The sequence below is a fragment of the Flavobacterium flavipigmentatum genome (assembly GCF_020911905.1).
GTDB lineage: Bacteria > Bacteroidota > Bacteroidia > Flavobacteriales > Flavobacteriaceae > Flavobacterium > Flavobacterium flavipigmentatum.
Map to the genome: position 1 here is coordinate 2,848,785 of NZ_CP087133.1, position 20,116 is coordinate 2,868,900.

At 32.5% G+C, this 20,116-nt stretch carries 19 protein-coding genes and 1 pseudogene; 5 read left to right on the forward strand and 15 right to left on the reverse strand.

From position 1 onward, the window contains the following. Positions 1-690: pseudogene (gene prfH, locus LNP22_RS12380) on the forward strand (peptide chain release factor H). Then, the gene (locus LNP22_RS12385; RefSeq protein WP_229973722.1) at positions 677-1,213 is read left to right on the forward strand and encodes a tetratricopeptide repeat protein; all 537 of its coding nucleotides are present in this window, start codon (positions 677-679) and stop codon (positions 1,211-1,213) included. The pseudogene prfH and the gene LNP22_RS12385 overlap by 14 nt, the downstream one beginning before the upstream one ends. A gap of 57 nt (positions 1,214-1,270) precedes the next feature. Here the strand turns inward: LNP22_RS12385 and LNP22_RS12390 are convergent, their stop codons facing one another. From LNP22_RS12390 to LNP22_RS12435, 10 genes are all read right to left on the reverse strand, one after another. Beyond that, the gene (locus LNP22_RS12390; protein WP_229973723.1) at positions 1,271-2,017 is read right to left on the reverse strand and encodes an acyl-[acyl-carrier-protein] thioesterase; all 747 of its coding nucleotides are present in this window, start codon (positions 2,015-2,017) and stop codon (positions 1,271-1,273) included. A gap of 12 nt (positions 2,018-2,029) precedes the next feature. Beyond that, positions 2,030-2,965 (reverse strand): tRNA (adenosine(37)-N6)-dimethylallyltransferase MiaA, encoded by a 936-nt coding sequence (gene miaA, locus LNP22_RS12395; RefSeq protein WP_229973724.1) that lies wholly within the window; start codon positions 2,963-2,965, stop codon positions 2,030-2,032. Between the two features lie 15 nt (positions 2,966-2,980). Continuing rightward, complete coding sequence (locus tag LNP22_RS12400) at positions 2,981-4,342, reverse strand: exonuclease domain-containing protein (RefSeq protein ID WP_210665905.1); 1,362 nt, start codon at positions 4,340-4,342, stop codon at positions 2,981-2,983. Between the two features lie 54 nt (positions 4,343-4,396). Further along, entirely contained in the window at positions 4,397-5,047 is a 651-nt protein-coding gene (locus LNP22_RS12405) for a YggS family pyridoxal phosphate-dependent enzyme (protein ID WP_229973725.1), read from the reverse strand. Continuing rightward, positions 5,038-5,559: a hypothetical protein gene (locus LNP22_RS12410; RefSeq protein WP_229973726.1), complete on the reverse strand. Its 522-nt coding sequence runs from the start codon at positions 5,557-5,559 to the stop codon at positions 5,038-5,040. Before LNP22_RS12410 ends, LNP22_RS12405 begins: the two co-directional genes overlap by 10 nt. Positions 5,560-5,571: 12 nt before the next feature. After that, complete coding sequence (locus LNP22_RS12415; protein WP_229973727.1) at positions 5,572-6,459, reverse strand: 3-hydroxyacyl-CoA dehydrogenase family protein; 888 nt, start codon at positions 6,457-6,459, stop codon at positions 5,572-5,574. A gap of 86 nt (positions 6,460-6,545) precedes the next feature. Beyond that, the gene (locus LNP22_RS12420; RefSeq protein ID WP_229973728.1) at positions 6,546-7,511 is read right to left on the reverse strand and encodes a Gfo/Idh/MocA family protein; all 966 of its coding nucleotides are present in this window, start codon (positions 7,509-7,511) and stop codon (positions 6,546-6,548) included. 94 nt (positions 7,512-7,605) lie between these two features. Further along, entirely contained in the window at positions 7,606-8,328 is a 723-nt protein-coding gene (locus LNP22_RS12425) for a LytR/AlgR family response regulator transcription factor (protein ID WP_229973729.1), read from the reverse strand. A gap of 2 nt (positions 8,329-8,330) precedes the next feature. After that, positions 8,331-9,404: a sensor histidine kinase gene (locus LNP22_RS12430; RefSeq protein ID WP_229973730.1), complete on the reverse strand. Its 1,074-nt coding sequence runs from the start codon at positions 9,402-9,404 to the stop codon at positions 8,331-8,333. A 242-nt stretch (positions 9,405-9,646) separates the two neighbouring features. Further along, positions 9,647-11,833, reverse strand: a complete 2,187-nt coding sequence (locus LNP22_RS12435; RefSeq protein WP_229973731.1) for a prolyl oligopeptidase family serine peptidase — start codon at positions 11,831-11,833, stop codon at positions 9,647-9,649. Positions 11,834-12,352: 519 nt separating this feature from the next. Between LNP22_RS12435 and LNP22_RS12440 the strand changes: the two genes are divergently transcribed. Further along, positions 12,353-12,994, forward strand: coding sequence for a protein-L-isoaspartate(D-aspartate) O-methyltransferase (locus LNP22_RS12440; protein ID WP_229973732.1), 642 nt, complete (start codon positions 12,353-12,355; stop codon positions 12,992-12,994). 22 nt (positions 12,995-13,016) lie between these two features. Here the strand turns inward: LNP22_RS12440 and LNP22_RS12445 are convergent, their stop codons facing one another. Both LNP22_RS12445 and smpB read right to left on the reverse strand, forming a co-directional pair. After that, the gene (locus tag LNP22_RS12445; RefSeq protein ID WP_229973733.1) at positions 13,017-14,024 is read right to left on the reverse strand and encodes a helix-turn-helix domain-containing protein; all 1,008 of its coding nucleotides are present in this window, start codon (positions 14,022-14,024) and stop codon (positions 13,017-13,019) included. Between the two features lie 150 nt (positions 14,025-14,174). Beyond that, a complete protein-coding gene (gene smpB, locus LNP22_RS12450) occupies positions 14,175-14,630 on the reverse strand; it encodes an SsrA-binding protein SmpB (RefSeq protein ID WP_210665896.1) in 456 nt (151 codons plus the stop codon). A 354-nt stretch (positions 14,631-14,984) separates the two neighbouring features. On the opposite strand from smpB, the gene LNP22_RS12455 reads away from it, so the two are divergent. Beyond that, the gene (locus LNP22_RS12455) at positions 14,985-15,215 is read left to right on the forward strand and encodes a VF530 family protein (protein ID WP_210665894.1); all 231 of its coding nucleotides are present in this window, start codon (positions 14,985-14,987) and stop codon (positions 15,213-15,215) included. Here the strand turns inward: LNP22_RS12455 and LNP22_RS12460 are convergent. The 3 genes from LNP22_RS12460 to LNP22_RS12470 form a co-directional block, all read right to left on the reverse strand. Continuing rightward, entirely contained in the window at positions 15,212-15,769 is a 558-nt protein-coding gene (locus tag LNP22_RS12460; protein ID WP_229973734.1) for a DUF3575 domain-containing protein, read from the reverse strand. The genes LNP22_RS12455 and LNP22_RS12460 overlap by 4 nt on opposite strands. A 133-nt stretch (positions 15,770-15,902) precedes the next feature. After that, positions 15,903-16,454 carry a GNAT family N-acetyltransferase gene (locus LNP22_RS12465; protein WP_229973735.1) on the reverse strand — a complete coding sequence of 184 codons (552 nt, stop codon included), beginning with the start codon at positions 16,452-16,454 and terminating at the stop codon, positions 15,903-15,905. 9 nt (positions 16,455-16,463) lie between these two features. Continuing rightward, positions 16,464-17,315: an aldose 1-epimerase family protein gene (locus tag LNP22_RS12470; protein ID WP_229973736.1), complete on the reverse strand. Its 852-nt coding sequence runs from the start codon at positions 17,313-17,315 to the stop codon at positions 16,464-16,466. A gap of 185 nt (positions 17,316-17,500) precedes the next feature. On the opposite strand from LNP22_RS12470, the gene LNP22_RS12475 reads away from it, so the two are divergent. Further along, complete coding sequence (locus LNP22_RS12475; RefSeq protein WP_229973737.1) at positions 17,501-19,771, forward strand: M1 family metallopeptidase; 2,271 nt, start codon at positions 17,501-17,503, stop codon at positions 19,769-19,771. The last annotated feature ends 345 nt before the right edge of the window (positions 19,772-20,116 follow it).

A 20,116-nucleotide genomic window follows, 5' to 3' on the forward strand; every position in this document is an offset into this window, starting at 1 on the left:
ATGGAGAAAATAATTCAGATAACTGCGGGTCGCGGACCATCAGAATGTACTTGGGTGGTGGCGCAAGTACTAAAAAAGGTGCTGGAAGAAGCACAAGAGCAACAATTAGAAATTACTCTGCTTCAGTGAGAAGTGGGTCAGGAAAATGGCACGATTAATACAGCAACAATTTCCGTAAAAGGGAAAAATGCTATAACATTTGCTAATTCCTGGATAGGAACGATTCTGTGGATTGGTCAAAGTCAGTTTCGAAAAATGCACAAGCGTAAAAATTGGTTTATAGGAATTTTTGAGATTGAACCGCAGAAAAATGCATCAATTTTAGACATGTATATCCAATATCAGGCAATGCGTAGTTCGGGAGCAGGAGGACAACATGTTAATAAAGTGAGTTCTGCTATTCGGGCAACACATCTTCCTACTGGGATTGCTGTAGTGGCTATGGATAGTCGTTCCCAGCATCAAAACAAAAAACTGGCAACAGAAAGATTATTAAAAAAAATAGAAGACGAAGCGCTACAGCAACTTAAAAATCATGTAGTAAAACAATGGGAAAATCAACTGAATATTCAGCGTGGCAATCCTGTGAGAACTTTTACCGGAAGTGATTTTAAGAAGAATAAAATAACCAAAAGTTATAAAGGAGCTCGTCAGAAATTAAAAAACGATTTACGAAATGAAAACAATTGATAAATATCTTTTTCAGGCGATGGATAATTACCCATATTCGCTCGAAGAGACGATAGAATCCTTAGACTATGCTTTTTCGTATGATTCTAAAAACACTATGGTTTTGTGTTTGTACGGGAGAATTCAGGCAGAACAATTATGGAATTATGAGGAGGCTAAAAACTATTTTCAGGAGGCTTTGGTTATTAATATTCAAGCTCTTGAGGTTTATCCGCATTATATTCATACTTTAATTTTGAATGAAGATTATCAAGAAGCAGAAAAACTTATCGATTTTGCACTAACTGTAAAAGGTATCAATAAGGCAGAAATATTGCTTAAAAAAACCTTTCTTTTTGAAGTACAAATGCAGTTTAAAAAAGCTTTAAAAGAAATTAAAAATGCCAAATTGCATTCAGTTCATTATTTTATAGAAGCAGATTGTGTCGAAATGGAGAAAAGAATCAAGTCTAAAATTGATTTATCCGAAAATAAAAAGAAGTCTAAAAAGTCAAAAAAGACTTCAAAAAAGAAGTCTAAATAATTTTTGACCAAAACAAAAACGATGCTTTTTCAAGGAAGAAAAGGCATCTTTTTTATATTATTTCCAGTGCAAGTGTAAAGCAAAGCAAGTTTTTTCATCTTTTGCAATGCTAAAAGTAGCCGCTGAATTATCGTTATTTTCACTTTCGTGAATGACGACCTGGTCTTTTAATGACAACTCTTTCATAAAGTTCATTTCGAAGCTTTTTACTTCTTGCTTTAGAATTCTATTTGCATCAACATGATCCAAACACCATTCTAAATATTTTACATTATTAACATGATTGACAATATCTAAATCTGATAAATAAACCGTTTTTTCAAAGATAGCTTCTTTTTCATGATTGATATTTATTTTAGAAAATCCTTCTACTGTCGCTTTGTTTTCAGGATACAATTCAAAATGTTCATACGGCAAAGCCAAAGCTTCAGGACGACGAGTTTGTGTATTAAAAACAGCCCAATACGTCTCGCAACCTACTATTTTTTTACCCTTTACATACATTTCGAGTGCACGAACAGAACGTGAATTTTCTAAACTATTAATCCATGTTTTTACCGTTACGACATCTTGCCATTTTGGCAAAGCTGTAATTTCAACTCGCATTCGGCTTAAAACCCAAGCTTGGTGAAATTCTTGCATATCATAAAAACTAATACCGCCTATTTCTGAATGTGCAGCGGCAGTAAGTTGTAAAATATTACATAAATCTGTATATTTTAAATACCCATTTGGTGTGCATTGTGTAAAATTGATTTCCCAGTCTTTGCTTAAAACTGAATTAAAATTGGGTGATATTGGCATTGGGATTTTAGATTATTGATTTTTTAGATTATTGGTTTTAGATTGAATGTACGATATAATTTCACTTTGTGGTGTTGTATAATCAAACCATCTGGTAGCCTCATTTCGTTTGAACCATGTTAATTGTCTTTTAGAAAAACGTCTGGTATTTTTCTTGATTTCTTCGATAGCAAAAGGCAATGAAAATTCACCATCAAAATAACTAAATAATTCTCTGTAGCCCACAGTTTGCAATGCATTAAGAACTTTATTAGGATATAATTCTTTTGCTTCTTCAACCAAACCAGCCTGAAGCATTGTGTCTACGCGTTGATTGATTCGTTCGTAAATAATCGCTCTGCCGGCTTCTAAACCAATTAAAATAGGCGTAAAATTGCGATTGTTTTTCTTTTGATTTAAGAAAGAAGAGTACGGTTTTCCTGTTCCTAGACAGACTTCTACAAAGCGCATCATTCGTTGAGGATTTTGCAATGTTTGCGGATTTTCTTTTGTTATTTGTTGAAAATAGTTTGCATCCAAAAGTTGTAATTGTTCTTGTAAATAATCTATTCCGAGTTTTTCATAATTAGAATTTACCGTCGTTCTTATCGAAGCATCAATTTCTGGAAATTCGTCAAAACCTTTAAGAATAGCATCTACGTAAAGTCCAGATCCTCCAATTAGAACAGCAAAATCATTGTTTTTAAATAATTCTTCTAAAACATTTAAAGCCTCTTTTTCGTAATCACCAACTGTATAATTCTCCAAAATCGATTTATTTTGAATAAAATGATGTGTAGCAGATTGCAATTCTTCCTTATTTGGAACCGCTGTACCAATGGTCATTTCTTTAAAAAACTGACGGCTGTCGCAAGAAACAATTTCGCATTCAAAATGATTTGCCAAAGCAATGCTTAGAGCCGTTTTGCCTATTGCTGTTGGTCCTACTATGGTGATTAAGTATTTCAAAAGAGTTTTTTTGCCTTAAAAATTAAGTATTTTGAGAGATTTGCTTTTTCTGATGTAACTCTGAATAATGTTCTTTACATCTCGATTGTTTTGCATCGGAATTAAAATATTTTTCAAAATATCGATATTCGTAACCTGATAATTAAGGTCATAATAAGCATAACCTTTGTAAATTCCGTTTTCAACAAGTACGGCACTTCTTTCATTAATATTTCGGCCTTTGTCTAATAAAATCATGCTTTTATTCTCAAAACTGCTTTGCGAAATAAATTGTTGTACCCTCGCATTGTAAATTTCAGGACTTATTTTACCCACACAGGCACCATCACATTCTTTAATTTTGTATTGAAAACAATCTTTTTTGGTACTATACAATCCGGTTAATTTTTGGCACAATTGGTAGGAGGCAGTAAATTTGAAAAGTGCATTTTTTCCTTCTTGTAAAGTTGCAAACGAAGTAATTTCTTTTTTACGGCCATCTGCTTTTTCCAGTTTCAAATTCAGATAACCGTTAGCGTCTTTTTCGGCGTAAAGTGCGTATAAAAAGATTGTTTTTCTTTGCGAACGATTGTACCTCGGACGGTTTATTTTTATTTCTTCACTTTCTTTCAAAAGTGCAATCAGTTCGCTTCCGGTTTCATCATAAGTAATAGTAAAAACTTCTGCTTGAATTTTTTTACTCTTTGTAGTGATTCCCGTAAAGTGCTGGTTGACTCTCTTTTTTATGTTGAGACTTTTTCCAATGTAGATTAAATCACCGCTTTCGTTATGAATATAATAAACACCTGTTTTTGAAGGCAGTTGCCTCATTATGTCTAAAAGTTTTGGCGCAATGCCTTTTTCGACTTCCAGTTTTATAAAATCTTTTACGATTGTTTTTTCAAGATCTTTTTCTAAAAGCATTTTAAACAATTTGGTCGTTGCCATAGCGTCTCCGCTGGCGCGATGTCTGTCTGCCATTGGAATTCCGAGGGCACGAACCAGTTTTCCTAAGCTATAAGAAGGTTGTTCTGGAATTAGTTTTTTGGCAAGTTCAACCGTACAAAGTGTTTTGGCTTCAAAATCATACCCTAAGCGTCTGAATTCGGTACGTAAAATTCGGTAGTCAAATGAGGCATTATGTGCTACGATAATGCAATCTGAGGTAATTTCGATAATGCGTTTTGCAACTTCAAAAAATTTTGGAGCAGAACGTAACATAGCATTATTTATACCCGTTAATTTTACTACAAAAGGCTGAATCGGAATTTCAGGATTCACAAGGCTAATAAACTGATCGACAACTTCATGACCGTCAAATTTATAAATGGCGATTTCGGTAATTCCTTCTTCATTAAACTGGCCTCCAGTTGTTTCTATGTCTAATATTGCGTACAAATTCAGTGTTGGGTATTCGGTTTTTAGTATTCAGTTAGCAGCTACAATAAAACATTATCGGCCTCCAAATATGCTGCTGCCAATTCTCACCATGGTGCTACCACATTCAATTGCAAGTTGATAATCTCCTGACATGCCCATAGATAGAGTAGATACGGATTCTAATTTATTTTTTATCGAATCAAAAATAGATTTTAAATGTGTAAATTCTTTTTTAATTTGGTTTTGATCTTCTGTGAAAGTTGCCATTCCCATCAACCCTAAGATACGAATATTTTTCATTTCTTTAAATTCAGATGAAGATAATAATTCGTTCAGTTCATTTTCATCCAAACCAAATTTAGATTCCTCTTCGGCAATGTATATTTGAAGCAAACAATCGATAATTCTGTTATTTTTTAAAGCTTGTTTATTGATTTCCTGCAATAATTTTAAGCTGTCAACCCCATGAATCAAACTTACAAAAGGCGCCATAAATTTGACTTTATTCGATTGCACATGACCAATCATGTGCCATTGAATGTCCTTTGGCATTTGTTCCCATTTCTCGGCCATTTCCTGGATTTTATTTTCTCCAAAAATACGCTGTCCGGCTTCGTAGGCTTCCATTAAGTCAGAAACAGGTTTGGTTTTTGAAACGGCAACTAGAGTTACCTTTTCGGGTAAACTGGTTTTGATTGTATTTAAATTCGATGTTATTGACATTTTTCTATTTTTTCTTGAATTCTCAATAATACTAGTCTTTCGTCTATAATTATTTTTTCGTCTTTGAATTTCTTAAATTCATTGAAAATCTGCATTATTCCTTCATCTGAATATGTTTCAAATGAATTTATGATGTAATTATCTTTTTTATTTTTTAGTATTAAATAAAAAATTGCACCACGTAATCCTTGTTTAGAACCTATACTTTGAATCTCGATTTGAGTTTCTTTTATATTTATTATTTTTTCCCATTTCGTATTGAATGTTTCACCATTCAAGATAATATTATTTTCTTTGAAAGATATTATATCAATATTACTTTTACTTCTGTTGATGATGATAAAGACAAAAATTGTCAAAAGAAACAATTCAATTATAATTATATAAAAAATTGAAAGGTTAAAAATGATAATTACAGATGAAATAACAATAAGGTTAACAAGAAATAATAAATTCTTTAAACTAAATAACCGTTGATTGAAATTTTTATATTCACTCTCAAATGTTATCATATTTAAAAATTATTACACAAATTGTTTCGAAATTTTCTCTGCCTTTTTACTTTCACTGTAATCATAAAAACCTTCACCAGATTTGACACCTAATTTCCCAGCTCGTACCATATTAACTAATAATGGGCAAGGAGCATATTTAGGATTTTTGAAACCTTCGTACATTACGTTTAAGATTGCCAAACACACATCAAGACCAATAAAATCAGCTAGTTGAAGGGGGCCCATTGGGTGTCCCATTCCTAATTTCATTACCGTATCAATTTCGTAAACTCCGGCAACTTTATTATATAACGTTTCAATTGCTTCATTTAGCATAGGCATCAAAATTCTGTTGGCCACAAAACCCGGATAATCATTTACTTCAACCGGAGTTTTACCTAATTTTACAGACAAGTCCATAATAGTTTTGGTCACCTCGTCACTCGTATTGTACCCACGAATGATTTCGACTAATTTCATTATCGGCACCGGATTCATAAAATGCATTCCGATAACTCTTTCAGGATGAGCAACAACAGCTCCTATTTGCGTAATTGATATCGAAGAAGTGTTGGTTGCTAAAATGGTATTATGCGAACAAGCTTCGTTTAATTGTTTGAAGATATTCAATTTTAATTCAACGTTTTCAGTTGCTGCTTCTACCACCAAATCGACACCCACAACACCATCTTTTAGGTCTGTATAGGTAATAATATTGGTAATGGTTTTGGCCACATCTTCTTTAGTAATGGTTCCTTTAGACAACATTCTGTCTAAATTTGCGGCAATAGTAGCCATTCCTTTATCTAATGATTTTTCTGAAACATCAATCAATTTTACGGTAAAACCACTTTGTGCAAAAGTATGAGCAATTCCGTTACCCATTGTTCCTGCACCAATTACAGCTATAGTTTTCATTTTTTTGTATTTTGTTTTTAAAATTTAAGGTCTAAAGTTACTTTTCAGCAATCTTTAAACCTTAATATTAATGAGTATAATTTATATTATTTCTGGAAACAATCAATAATTTGATACGCCACTCGCAAAGCGTCTGTAGCCTGTTCCAGCGTAACAACTGGAGTAGTATCGGTAACAATGGCATTTGCAAACGATTCTAATTCGTCTAGAATGGCATTGTTTTGTTCTACCTCAGGATTTGTAAAATAGATTTGTTTTTTTACCCCTTCGGCATTTTGCAAAATCATATCAAAATCTCCCGGAGTTTCAGGAGCGTCTTTCATGCGAACGACTTCGCATTTTTTTTCTAGAAAATCAACAGAAATGTACGCATCTTTCTGAAAAAAACGTGTTTTGCGCATGTTTTTCATAGAAATTCTGCTAGCCGTAAGATTCGCCACACAGCCACTTTCAAATTCAATTCGGGCGTTGGCAATATCGGGTGTATCGCTAATTACTGAAACACCACTTGCGCTGATATTTTTTACTTTTGATTTTACAACACTCAAAATAGCATCGATATCATGAATCATTAAATCCAAAACCACCGGAACATCTGTACCACGAGGATTAAATTCGGCCAATCGATGCGTTTCGATAAACATTGGGTTTTCGATCATGTTTTTGGTCGCAATAAAAGCGGGATTAAAACGCTCAACGTGACCTACCTGGCCTTTTACATTGTACTCTTTTGCCAGAGCAATAATTTCTTCGGCCTCTTCGACAGTATTGGCGATAGGTTTTTCTATAAAGATATGTTTTCCTGATTTGATCGCTACTTTTGCACATTTATAGTGCGAAAGTGTTGGTGTTACAATATCGATGACATCAACAGCATGAATTAATTTTGCAATTGTACTGAAGTTTTTATAGCCAAATTCTTTTGAGATTCTTTCGGCGTTTTCTTGATTTTCATCATAAAATCCGACTAATTCGTATTTGTCAGACTGTTGTAATAAGCGTAAATGTATTTTACCAAGATGACCAGCACCTAAAACTCCCACTTTTAACATGATAATGTATTTTAAACAAAAATATAATTTATTTGTTGAAAGTAAAAGTTTAGTTACTACAAAGTCTAAATTATTTAAACAATTTTAAATGTATTTATAGGCTTAATTTTTCTTTGAAGTTATTGGTTTGTCTTCTGGATATCTCTACTTTTAATTCTTTCGGAAGATGCACAAGCAGATTACCACTAAACCAAGGGTCTATTTTTAGGATATATTCGACATTTATAATTTGGTTTCGATTGGCTCGGAAGAAAAAATCATGAGGGAGTTTTTCTTCAATGTTATTTAAGGACTTATTTATTATTGCTTTTTCGTCCTGAAAAAATATTTTGGTATAATTGCCATCTACTTCAAATAAAAAAATATCAGCAATTTTTACTAACCAGCATTTTTCGCCATCTCGTATAAAAATCTGATTGTTTAAAGTGAGTTTCTTGCTGTTTTTTTCTTCTTTTTCAGTAAGATTTTGTTCTACTTTTTCGATTGCCTGAGCAAATCTTTTTGGATTTATTGGTTTTAGTAAATAATCTAAGGCATTGTATTCGAATGATTTAATGGCATATTCGTCAAAAGCAGTCGTAAAAATCGTGATGGGTACTTTGTCCAGCATTTCCAATAATTCAAAACCATCTTTTTCGGGCATATTTATATCTAAAAATAGCAAATCGGGCTGAGTTTCCTGTATGAGCGTAAAACCAGAATCGACATTTTCAGCTTCCCCGATAATTTCGATTTCAGGATGATTTTTTAGTAATTCTTTCAACTCATTTCGTGCCAAACGAGAATCTTCAACTATAACAGCTTTTATTTTTTTCATACTTAAAGTATTGGAATAATTATTTTTGCAATTACTTCATTTTTTATTTCCTGCAATTTAAAACTAGCATTTTCGCCATAAATTAATTGCAGTCTTTTTTCAATATTTTTGATTCCTAATTGAGTAGAATCTTTTTCAATAGTAAGCATTCCTGTATTTGAAACGAATATGAGCAAGCTGTTATTTTCTAGTTTTGTTTGTAATGAAATCTGGCCTCCATCTTTTAGTTTTGCAATTCCGTGTTTTACAGCATTTTCAATTAACATTTGAATAATCATAGGTGGTATTTCTAATTTCAGAGTGTTTTTTTCTATTTCAGAAGTAAAATTTAAACGCTCTTCTAGCTGTATTTTCGAAATTTCAATGAAATTTTCTACCATTTCGATTTCTTCTTCCAAAGCAATTTTGGTTATATCATTTTTTGTTAGAGAATAGCGAAGCATTTCAGATAATCGTGTTATCATCTCTCTTGATTTTTCAGGATTTTCTAAAATTAATCCCCGAATATTGTTGAGACTATTAAACATAAAATGGGGATTGATCTGGCCTTTTAAAGCGTTTAATTGTGAATCTTTCAAATTGTTTTCAATTTCCATTCGATCCATTTTATTGTTTTTGATCTGCGAAGTTGTTTTGTAAATAGTGTACACAATTATCCAAAGAAAGAAAAGGAATCCCATTACAAAAATAAAAAGAACTTGTTTTTTTGCTGATTGCGTAGGATGGTCAAAAACTTCAGGCCTTTGATAAATATAATAAAGCATAAAGTAATTGTAAGCAATTATTACACCATAATAAAGCATTGCAGATGTAAAAACCAAAAAAAGCATTTTAATGATTTCCCAAAACTTAAAATCGTCTAATTTTATATAGCGGTCATAAACAAATTTTAAAACCATTGAAACAGCAGTAAGGAAGCAAACACTGAAAAAAAAATCAAGAAGAAGTTGCCAATTTTTGTATCCTAAAACATTAAATTTCGGAAAAATAATTGCAGGAATAATATTTACACCCGAATAGATAGTCCAGATGATGATTTGAACTAAGACAAAAATATATTTCTTTTTTTTAAGCATTTTACTGTTTATTTAACATTCAAAAGGCATTTTATATCCAGCATAAATTACAGATACAAAAATCAGACAAACTGCAACTACTAGGATTACTAGTATTTTTGCTATTATTTTTATTCAAATATAAATTTAAATTTGTGAAAACCATTTTACAAGTACTATAGTAAAAGCGATTACGAATTTAATCATGATTTTAAGTTTAAAAACTTTGGCAATAATTGCTATTGCCAAAGTTACATTATTATCTAATTATTTTTTGGTTGAAAATCAGGATGCCCAACCTGCCATAAGGCAAAGCTTAGAACATCTGCAACTTCCTCGTAAGATTTTGCTTTTGATGCTCCTCCAAAATGTCCTGCTTCATAATCTACTTTTAATAAAGTGGGTTTCTTAGAAGTATTTACTTCTAATAGTCTGGCTGCAAATTTAGCTGGCGACCAAACAATGATTCTTGGATCATTAAAACCTGCTGTAGTCAAGGTTGCGGGATATTTTACTCCTTCTTTCAATTGCAAATAAGAATCCATTTCGATTAGAGCTTTAGCATCATTTTCATCTTTCATAGTTCCGAACTCCGGTATATTTACTGGTCCGTTTGGTGTATTTTCTCCTCTTACAGTATTCATGCTACCGACTCCAGGAATGGCTACAGCATACAAATCAGGTCTTTCTGTGATGGCTCTTCCAACAAATATTCCTCCTGCACTTCGACTGTAAATAACTGTTTTTGTTGTGTTTGTGTATCCTTCTTTAATCATATATTCAGTACAAGCAATAACGTCTTTCCATGTGTTGTGTTTTGTGCTTTTCTGCCCATCCAAATGCCATTTTTCGCCCAATTCTCCACCACCTCTTACATGAGCAATAGCAAGTATTCCGCCTCTTTTTACCCATAAAAGCAAACTTGGATTGAAGTTTGGAGACATTGACATTCCGTAGGCGCCATAACCGTAGAATAAAACAGGAGTATTTTTGTCTTTTTTAATTCCTTTTTTATAAATAATCGAAAGCGGAACTTCAACACCATCATACGATTTTACCATTAGTTCTTCAATTTCAAAATTTTCAAATTCTGGATATTCAGTGATGGTAGAAAGTTCTTCTCTGATAAACGTATTTGTTTTTATATCATATTTGTAACGTTCTCCTTTTGTTGTCCAGCCAGTTGTTCTAACCCATAAGTCTGAAAATTTGCTTCCTCGTGAAGTTAGGGCTATTGTAGCAGATTTTTTTGGTGTTTTAATTTCCTTATGATTTTTACCATCAAAATCTGTAAAGTATAATTTGCTTTCAATTCCGTTTTTTGTTCTGGTATAAAAAATTCCATCTTTGGTAATCGTAATCGGATTTAAATTTGCTTCTTTATCTTCAGGAATTACAAGTGTTGCTGTTGCTAAATTTGGATTATTAATACTTGTTTTTGTAACTTTAAATTTAGGAGAATTTAGAGTTGTGTAAAAATAAATGTCCTTATTGCTAAATGCAAAGGCTTTAATTTCATCTTTTCTGTCCGTCAATAATTTCCATGTTATTTTGTTTTTATATAAATCAGAGCCTTTTGCTATAAATAATTTTATATTAGAATTTACCGAAGATGGAGAAAAGAAAAGCATATCACTATCTGGATCATAACTTAGAACAGGAATTTCTTCGTCTGTAACATTCAATTCGGGATACATTGCTTTAGAAAAAATCACTTTATCCTGAGCAATATCGGTACCTACGACATGCAATTTGGTCACAATATTCATTTGCGCTTTTACATCATGAATGTCTGTTGTCGGAGATTGAATGTATATAAAAGACTTATCATCTTTCAGCCAATTGGCATAGCCAAATCTCAATTTATCAATTTTATCAGATAGAATTTTATTATCAGCTACATTTATTAGTAGCATTTCACTCATCTCACCGCCATTTTTCGAGATGTTTACCCCAATAAGTTTTCCACTTTTATTTGGAGAAAAAGAACTAATCTTAAAAGTGTCTTTTCCTTCACCTTTTAGGCTTTCAGGATCAAAAATTAAAATTTCTTTTCCTTTTAAACCATTTCTTTTATACAATTTTGCTACTTGATCTTTTGGTGTTGTTTTTTGATAAAAATAAGTTCCATCTTGCATAATTTGCACTCCACTAATCACTTCGCTAACTCTGTCGTTTATAGAAGTCAACTCATTGATAAGGCTCTGTTTTCCCGGAATTGAATTTAAAATATTGTTAGTATAATCAGCCTGACCTTTCAGCCAGGTAAGAGTTTGTTCGTTTTTTAAGTCTTCCAGATTTCGATATTTATCTTCCACTTTAATTCCGAAATAAGTATCTGTAGCTGGAACAGAAGGTGCTTTTTCTTGTTTGCTTTGTGCAAAAGTATTCCCTGACATAATAATTCCCAGCGATAAAATGGTGATTTTTTTAAGTGTATTTATTTTCATGATTAATTAGAATTGATTGATGATTGATTGATTGATTGATTGATTGATTGATTGATTGATTGATTGATTGATTGATTGATTGATTGATTGATTGATTGATGATTGATTGATTGATGATTGATTGATTAATGATTATTTGAATACAATTAGCGTAAAGAATTTATAAAGTATAAATCCTACTGCAAATCCTACGACAAATGATTTTGCAATTTTGTAAACGTTTACTTCTTTTTTAGTTTCCATGGTTTTTGATTTTAGTGATTAATTAATTGATTTGATTTATTTGATTGATGATTTGATTTTTTTTAAGTTATTATTTCTTGTTTGATGATTCAAAAGTAGGAACACATGTAATGAAAATTTTAAAAAAAATGACGAACGGTTAATACAAGCATTTGAGTGGTAAATGATTTGCAATTTTGGCAATTTGAAAGAAGTTTCTGAGTTGAAAACATTCTTTACGAAAGCATTTAAAATTGATTTACTTTCTTATTTTTACCAAAAATAATTACATCAATTTTGAAAGATACAGCCAAACATCAAGGACTTCGCAATCAATTAGTAAGCACTTTAGAACAAAAAGGAATTACCGATAAAGCTGTTTTGGATGTGATAAAAAAAATCCCAAGACACCTTTTTCTGAATTCAAGTTTTGAAGATTATGCTTATCAGGACAAGGCTTTTCCGATAGGAGCGGGGCAAACTATTTCGCAGCCTTACACCGTTGCCTTTCAATCTCAACTTCTGGAAGTGAAAAAAGAGCATAAAATTCTCGAAATTGGCACTGGTTCTGGTTATCAGACAGCAGTTTTATGCATGTTGGGAGCAAAAGTATATAGTGTAGAAAGACAAAACGAGTTGTTCAAACAAACCTCTATTTTGTTTCCTAAGCTCAATATTCGACCAAAACATCTTTCTTTTGGTGATGGCTATAAAGGTTTGCCACATCATGCGCCATTTGATGGTATTATAGTGACAGCGGGTGCGCCCTTTATTCCGCAGCCTTTGATGGCGCAGCTTAAAATAGGAGGCAGGTTGGTTATTCCGTTGGGAGAACAAGTGCAGATTATGACATTATTGATCCGTAAAAACGAGACACAATTTGAAAAACATGAGTTTGGAGAATTTCGATTTGTTCCCTTATTAGAAGATAAAAATTAAGCAAAGAAAGTTTTTTTAATTTTTATTTGGAGACTAAGTCAATGGCGCGAATTAGATTTTCTTTTTCGATTTGAAGGATATAATTTATAAAAAAAGATTTATCATTCGTGTTCTGAAATTGTTCCACAACCTGTAAATATTCATTTTTATGTTTTTCATCTCCTTGTATGGTAGCAAAAACATACCCATTTTGAAGTAAAATCCAGTTCATCAATAAATTTGCTATTTGTAGATTGCCTTTTTCAAAAGGAAGGACTGTCAGGATTTTTAGATGTGCTTCTGATGACAAAAGTATTGGATGCAGGTTATTTTTGTTGGTTTCGTACCAATTAAAAAACAAATTCATTTCACGAATGATTTCTGGATCGTTTTTATATTTCCCTGATTTTTCTGGTTTTATACCTCTCAAAGCAAGATTATGAATGTTTAGAAAATCTTTTTCGGTGATGGGTACTTTTTTCTGATTTAAATCTTTAATGTAAGCAACTGATTCGTGAAGATTAATAGCTTCAAGATGTTCATTCATGCTTTTTCCGGTAATGGTTTGTCCTTCATTTATAACAGATTTAGTTTCTTCTAATGTTAGCGAGTTTCCATTCAAACGATTACTTTCAGAGATAAATTCTAATTCGAGGATTTTAGAAATACGGTGTAAATCAAAATGGTGAAATGACTGAATTTGTTGTTTTAAAGTTTCAATTTCGTCCAGAACGCTTTGTATCGTGGTTAAAAATGTAGAATGGATTGTTTTTTTATTTTTCTGAAGTTCTTTTTCTGCGAGCAGTAAAGCTTTCAAGGCAAATTCTTCGTTGCCAATTTCGTAAAGAATTTTTTCCTTTAGCCATGCGATCATGATCGTCTCATAATCTATTTCTAAAAGCTGTGCCAATTTTGTTACTTGTTCTTTGGTTGGTTTTCGGGTTCCCGTTTCAAATTTACTAATCAAAGCCTGATCAATACCCAGAATTTGCGCTACTTCACGAGTTTTAAATCCTTTTTGCTCACGAGCATTTTTAAGAAGTGTTTTCATTTAAAAAACGTGTTAAAAAAAGTCTTGACAAATTGAGTCATTTTCTTTTGATAAAAAAAACAATACTTTAAATATTGTTTTCTTGTTGAGTTAAGGAATAAAAGTGCTCTAGTCTTTTGATTTTAAGACTTTTCAAATTTGGACTTTTTTTTAATTGTATGCTTTTTTTATACGGTCCAAATCACGTTTCGTATCCTGTTCTTTCAGCGATTCGCGTTTGTCGTAGTTTTTCTTTCCTTTACAAAGACCAATTTGAAGCTTGGCCAAACCTTTTTCGTTGGTAAACAATTTAAGAGGAACAATGGTCAATCCTTTTGCCTGAACACTTTTTTGAAGAGTTTTTAGCTCTTTTTTATTCAAAAGCAATTTTCTTTCGCTTCTTGATTTATGATTGAATTGGTTTCCAAAGGTATATTCTTCGATATAAGTATTGATTGCAAACAATTCGAGATTGCTAAATTCACAAAAACTTTCGGTGATATTGGCTTTTCCTAGTCGTATCGATTTGATTTCGGTACCGGATAAAACGATCCCAGCAGTGTAGGTATCGATTATTTCAAAATCAAAACGGGCTCTTTTATTAAGTATATTGACTGTTTTTAACATAGTAGCAAAGGTATGCAAAATTGAAAACTTTTACGTCATCAAATATAATGAAAGATTTTTTTTGCGCTGTTATTTTTGTTATTTAACATCGTAAACTTACTTAGAAACTTTGTTAAATAATTTCAATATTGAAAAAAAGTGAAGCTTTTAAACATTCCATCTATTATCTAAAATTGAAAGTATAAATATAAATCAAGTTTGAGATACAGCGTGGCTCGGAACTTTCAGTTGGATTTAAATTTATATTCTAAAAAGTTATGGATTAATTTAGATTTCAATTTACTAATTTTGTAAAAAAGAAAGACCGTACTTTTTTAGAGGACGGTCTTTTTATTGTTATTCTAAAATTCTAAGATGCAAAACCAGTCAAAAGATCCTTTACACGGCCTTACACTTCAAAAAATAGTCGAAACCCTAGTTACTTTTTATGGTTTTGATACTTTAGCAGAATTGATTCCGATAAAGTGTTTTACATCAAATCCAAGTGTAAAATCGAGTTTAACTTTTTTAAGAAAAACAGATTGGGCGCGCAAAAAGGTAGAAGAATTGTATATAAAATCAATTCCGAAGTTTCCTGAAAACTAGTTAAGTTTGTACGAAAGCATTACGCCTCCGCGGTACGGAAGCCATTCGCCACTTTTGTTCCAGTTTTTTGCTTTTTCGTACCTTCCAGGCGTTCCGTCGTTGTAATATCCGTGGTAAAAACCTTGATGCCATCCGCCTCCTGCAAAAATATCCAGCAACAATTTGTCACTTACTTTTACATTATAACCCACGGTAACTCCTAATCGATAGCCGAAACCATGCTCATACATGTTTGTATTAAAATAATTCCATTTTTGTAATTCATAAATGTCTGGTCCCGCATGCCCTCCAACATATAATCCGTTGTATTTTTCTTTAAAATGGTAACGAACTTCAGGAGTCAGCGTGTAAAGTTTCATCGGACTATGTCCATTAAAAGATTCCCAAAAAGAAGCCATAACATCAACGCTAAAAGTAGTTTTTTTGCCAATACTGGTTTCAATTCCAACATTAGGAACTAAAATTAATGCAGAAACGGCATTAAATTTTAAATAAGTCTGGCTTTGGGATGTTACAGTAACAAAAACAAAAATTAAAATCAATAATTTTTTCATGGAAGAGATTTTATAAGTGCAGGTATAATGCAAAATTTATTATTTCGCGTGCAAATATAACGTAAACTGCCTATTTACTATTATCGAAATAGTATAATTTAACGAGAATTGTTTTTTTCTTAAAGTGTTAAAATTACTTACTCTTTAATAATGAGTAAATTACTTTATCTAAAAAACGACCTTCATAAAAGTCAGATTCTTTAAAATGTGCCTCTTTTACAAAACCACATTTTTGCAAGACCTTTTCTGAGGCAAGATTCTCCGGATCAATAACAGCTTCTATTGAGTGCAGATGCAACTCATCAAAACCATAATCAATCAATCTATTTACCGCTTCCGGAATGATTCCTTTACCGTGATAATTAGGTAATAACATATAACCAATTTCGGCACGATAATTTTCGGGCTGCAATCTGTAATACCCTATAATTCCGAGTAACTTCGGGTTTCCTTTGAGTGTTATTCCCCAATTTATACCGGTATTTGTTTCAATTTTATCTTCGATCATAGTGATATGTTCCAGAGCATCTTCGGTTGTTTTTACCAAAGGTCTCGGGATATATTTCATCGTTTCAGGATTCGAACGTAGTTCAAAAATTTCTGCAACATCCTCATTTGTTATGCGTTTTAAAAGCAAACGCTCAGTTGTAATTACTGGAAATGGATTAAAATTGAATATTAGCATTTTTTTGCGTTATAATATTGTGATACTAAATTTTGCATCGAAAGTCTGATGAGCATCCAAAATAAAAATTCCTTCTTTTTCGAATAAATCACCAGAATTATCAGTCGTGTCCGAGTAACCTAACCAAGGTTCGATACAGACAAACGGAGCTTGATCTTTTGTCCAAAGTCCTAAACTCGGAAAATCTTCAAAATCAACTTTTACATACGCTTTTGAATTTTTAAGAATACTCAAGGATTTAGATTTTAGATTTTTAAAAATCAAAGCGTCATTTTTAAACAGCTCATACGTCAAGGGTACTACATTTTTTGTAGTCTCTAAAATTTTGGTTTTATTCGAAATTAAATCATTTTCAAGCAGAAAAAATGTTAGTTTCTCCTCTTTTTCAAATTCAAAAGCATAACTTTCAAAATCACCTGGCAGAGCAATGGCAGGATGTGCACCAATAGAAAAAGGCAATTTCGAATTATTTTTATTAACTACTTTATAAGCAATAACCAAGGCATTTTCTTTCAGGGTGTAAATAATTTGCAATTCAAATTCAAAAGGATAATTCAAAAGTGTTTCTGAAGTTGCCAGTAATGAAAAAGTGGCACTATTTTCGGTTTTTTCAATCAATTGAAATTCCATATCACGAGCAAAACCATGTCTTGGTAATTGATATTTTTTTCCATCAATGGTAAAAGTATTATTTTTTAAAGTGCCTACAATTGGGAAAAGAATAGGTGAATGTTTACCCCAAAATGCTGGATCACCTTCCCAGATGTACTGTTGGTTTTGATGGTTTTTTAAAGAATATAATTCGGCTCCTTTATGTTTTATAGAAGCACTGAGCGTTGCATTGGATAGGGTTGTGATCAAAATTTTACGATTGAAAAGGATTAGTTTTTTACATTGTAAATATATTTGATAAATTTTATCTTTTCTAAAAAAAACTTTCAAATTACTAATTTCATAAATTTTATTCGAAAATAAATTTACGCTTTAATTTTTCTATATAAATACCTTTTTTTTTCATTAATTTGCTAGATAAATAGCTAAAAAGTATGAAAAAACAAACCTTAAAAGCCTTTTTAACGATGGCTTTGTTTGCTGGAATGTCTTCTGTTTGGGCGCAACAAACCCCATCTGCAGGAGCTGCGACTCCAGTTAATAACTATGATTATCATGATGCGTTTGCACCTCATTTTTACACAAAAAATGGTACACCAACCCGTTCTGCAAGTGGCCAGCCAGGTGTTGAGTATTGGCAAAACAGAGCCGATTATGCGATAACGGTAAAGTTGAACAATGCTACCAATGAAATTATTGGTACCGATGAAATTACTTATACTAATAATAGTCCTGATAAATTATCGTTTGTTTGGTTGAATTTGGACCAAAATTTATTCAAATCAGATTCAAGGGGAAATGCAATTTTGCCCTTGACAGGAAGTCGTAATGGTGCTCAGGGTCAGGTTTTTGATGGCGGAAATAAAATCAAATCGGTTAAAGTTATTTCTGGTGGAAAAACAAAGACAGAGGTAGAGGCAAAATATATTGTGACCGACACCAGAATGCAAATTTTTCTTCCAGGAGAATTGGCTTCTAAAGGAGGTTCTGTAAAAATTAAAATAGAATTCTCTTTTATCGCTCCGTTTGAAGGATCGGATAGAATGGGAGTTTTAGAAACCAAAAACGGAAAGATTTTTACAATTGCACAATGGTACCCGCGCATGTGTGTGTACGATGATGTACGAGGCTGGAATACCAATCCGTATTTGGGAGCATCTGAGTTTTACTTAGAATACGGTAATTTTGATGTAAAAATTACTGCGCCGGCCAATCATTATGTGGTAGGCTCTGGTGAGTTGATCAACGGTTCTCAGGTTTTTTCGGCAGAACAGTTAAAGAAATACAATGATGCAAAGCAAAGTGACAAAACGATTGTTATTCGCTCTGCTGATGAAGTAGCCGCAACAGCAAATACAAATGCAACCGCTGAAAAAACGTGGCATTATCAGATAAAAAATGCTCGTGATTTTTCTTGGGCATCTTCTCCAGCTTTTATTTTAGATGGAGCAAAAATTAACTTGCCAAGTGGCAAAAAAGCGTTGGCATTGTCTGCTTATCCTGTAGAAAGTTCCGGTAATGAGGCTTGGGGTCGTTCTACAGAATACACCAAAGCATCTATCGAAAATTATTCTAAAAGATGGTTTGAATATCCTTATCCGGCAGCTACAAACGTGGCAGGAAACGAAGGTGGTATGGAATATCCTGGAATCGTTTTTTGCGGATGGAAATCTAAAGGCGATGATTTATGGGGAGTAACCGATCACGAATTTGGACATATTTGGTTCCCTATGATTGTAGGGTCAAACGAGCGTTTATTTGCTTGGATGGATGAAGGTTTTAACACTTTTATCAACTCGGTTAGCTCTTATGACTTTAATAATGGCGAATACAAACAGCCAGCGGCTAATTTGCATCAGGAAGCAGAATATTTTACAAGTCCGAAATTAGAAACAATCATGAGTTCGCCAGATAATATGAAAGAAGCCAATATTGGCGTTTTATGTTATGCAAAGCCTGGCGCAGGATTGGTAATTTTAAGAGAGCAAGTTTTGGGAGAGGAACGTTTTGATAAAGCATTGCGCACTTATGTTGAACGCTGGGCTTTCAAACATCCAACCCCAGATGATTTCTTTAGAACAATCGAGAACGTCGCTGGTGAGGATTTAAGTTGGTTCTGGAGAAGCTGGTTCGTAAACAACTGGCGTTTTGACCAAGGCATCAATTCTGTCAAATATGTAAAAAATGATCCTGCCAAAGGCGTTATCATTACAGTTGAAAATTTTGATAAAATGCCTATGCCAATTGTTTTGGATGTGAAAACAAAAAGCGGAAAAGTACAAAGAGTTAAATTGCCGGTCGAAATATGGCAACGTAACAAAGACTGGTCTTTCAAGCATAATTCTACAGAAGAAATAGAGAGCATAACATTAGATCCAGATCACGTTTTTCCAGATTATAACGAAAGCAATAATGTTTGGACAACAGGAACAGGCAAAGTAGAAAAAGACATTGTTTTAGACGGATACTTAGGTCTTTTTTCTACACCAACAGCACCTTTAACAATTGAGCTTACAGAGAAAAATAGTACTTTGAATGCCGAAATTACCAATTATCCAAAGTTTACTTTAGAGCCAATAGCAGGCGAAAAAGATAGTTTTGAATCGAAACGTGCGGGGCTAAAATTTAAATTTAATGAAGCTAAAACAGGTTTTGATATGATTATTTTAGATAACGGACAAGTGATTCCGTTTACTAAAAAGTAATTTTTAAAATAATAAAATTCTGAAAACCCGATAGTTAATGATTGCTATCGGGTTTTTTTGTGATCAAAAATCACAATATGATAAAAATATGTTAGAATTTTAAAAATTTGTTTTACGAATAAAAAAATAGTGTATTTTTGCACCGATGAATAAAATAAGTTTACATACAACTTCTTTGTCACGGACAAACTCACCTGCTACTTCTCCCGAAGTACGGATGCTATCTCTATAGTATTCACAGAGTTTTTCGCCGCGTATTTATTTATATTCATTTTTCATTTTGAAATCACATCATTTGTCCATTGGACAAACCTATCCTAAAAGTACATATTGTATCCTTAATTT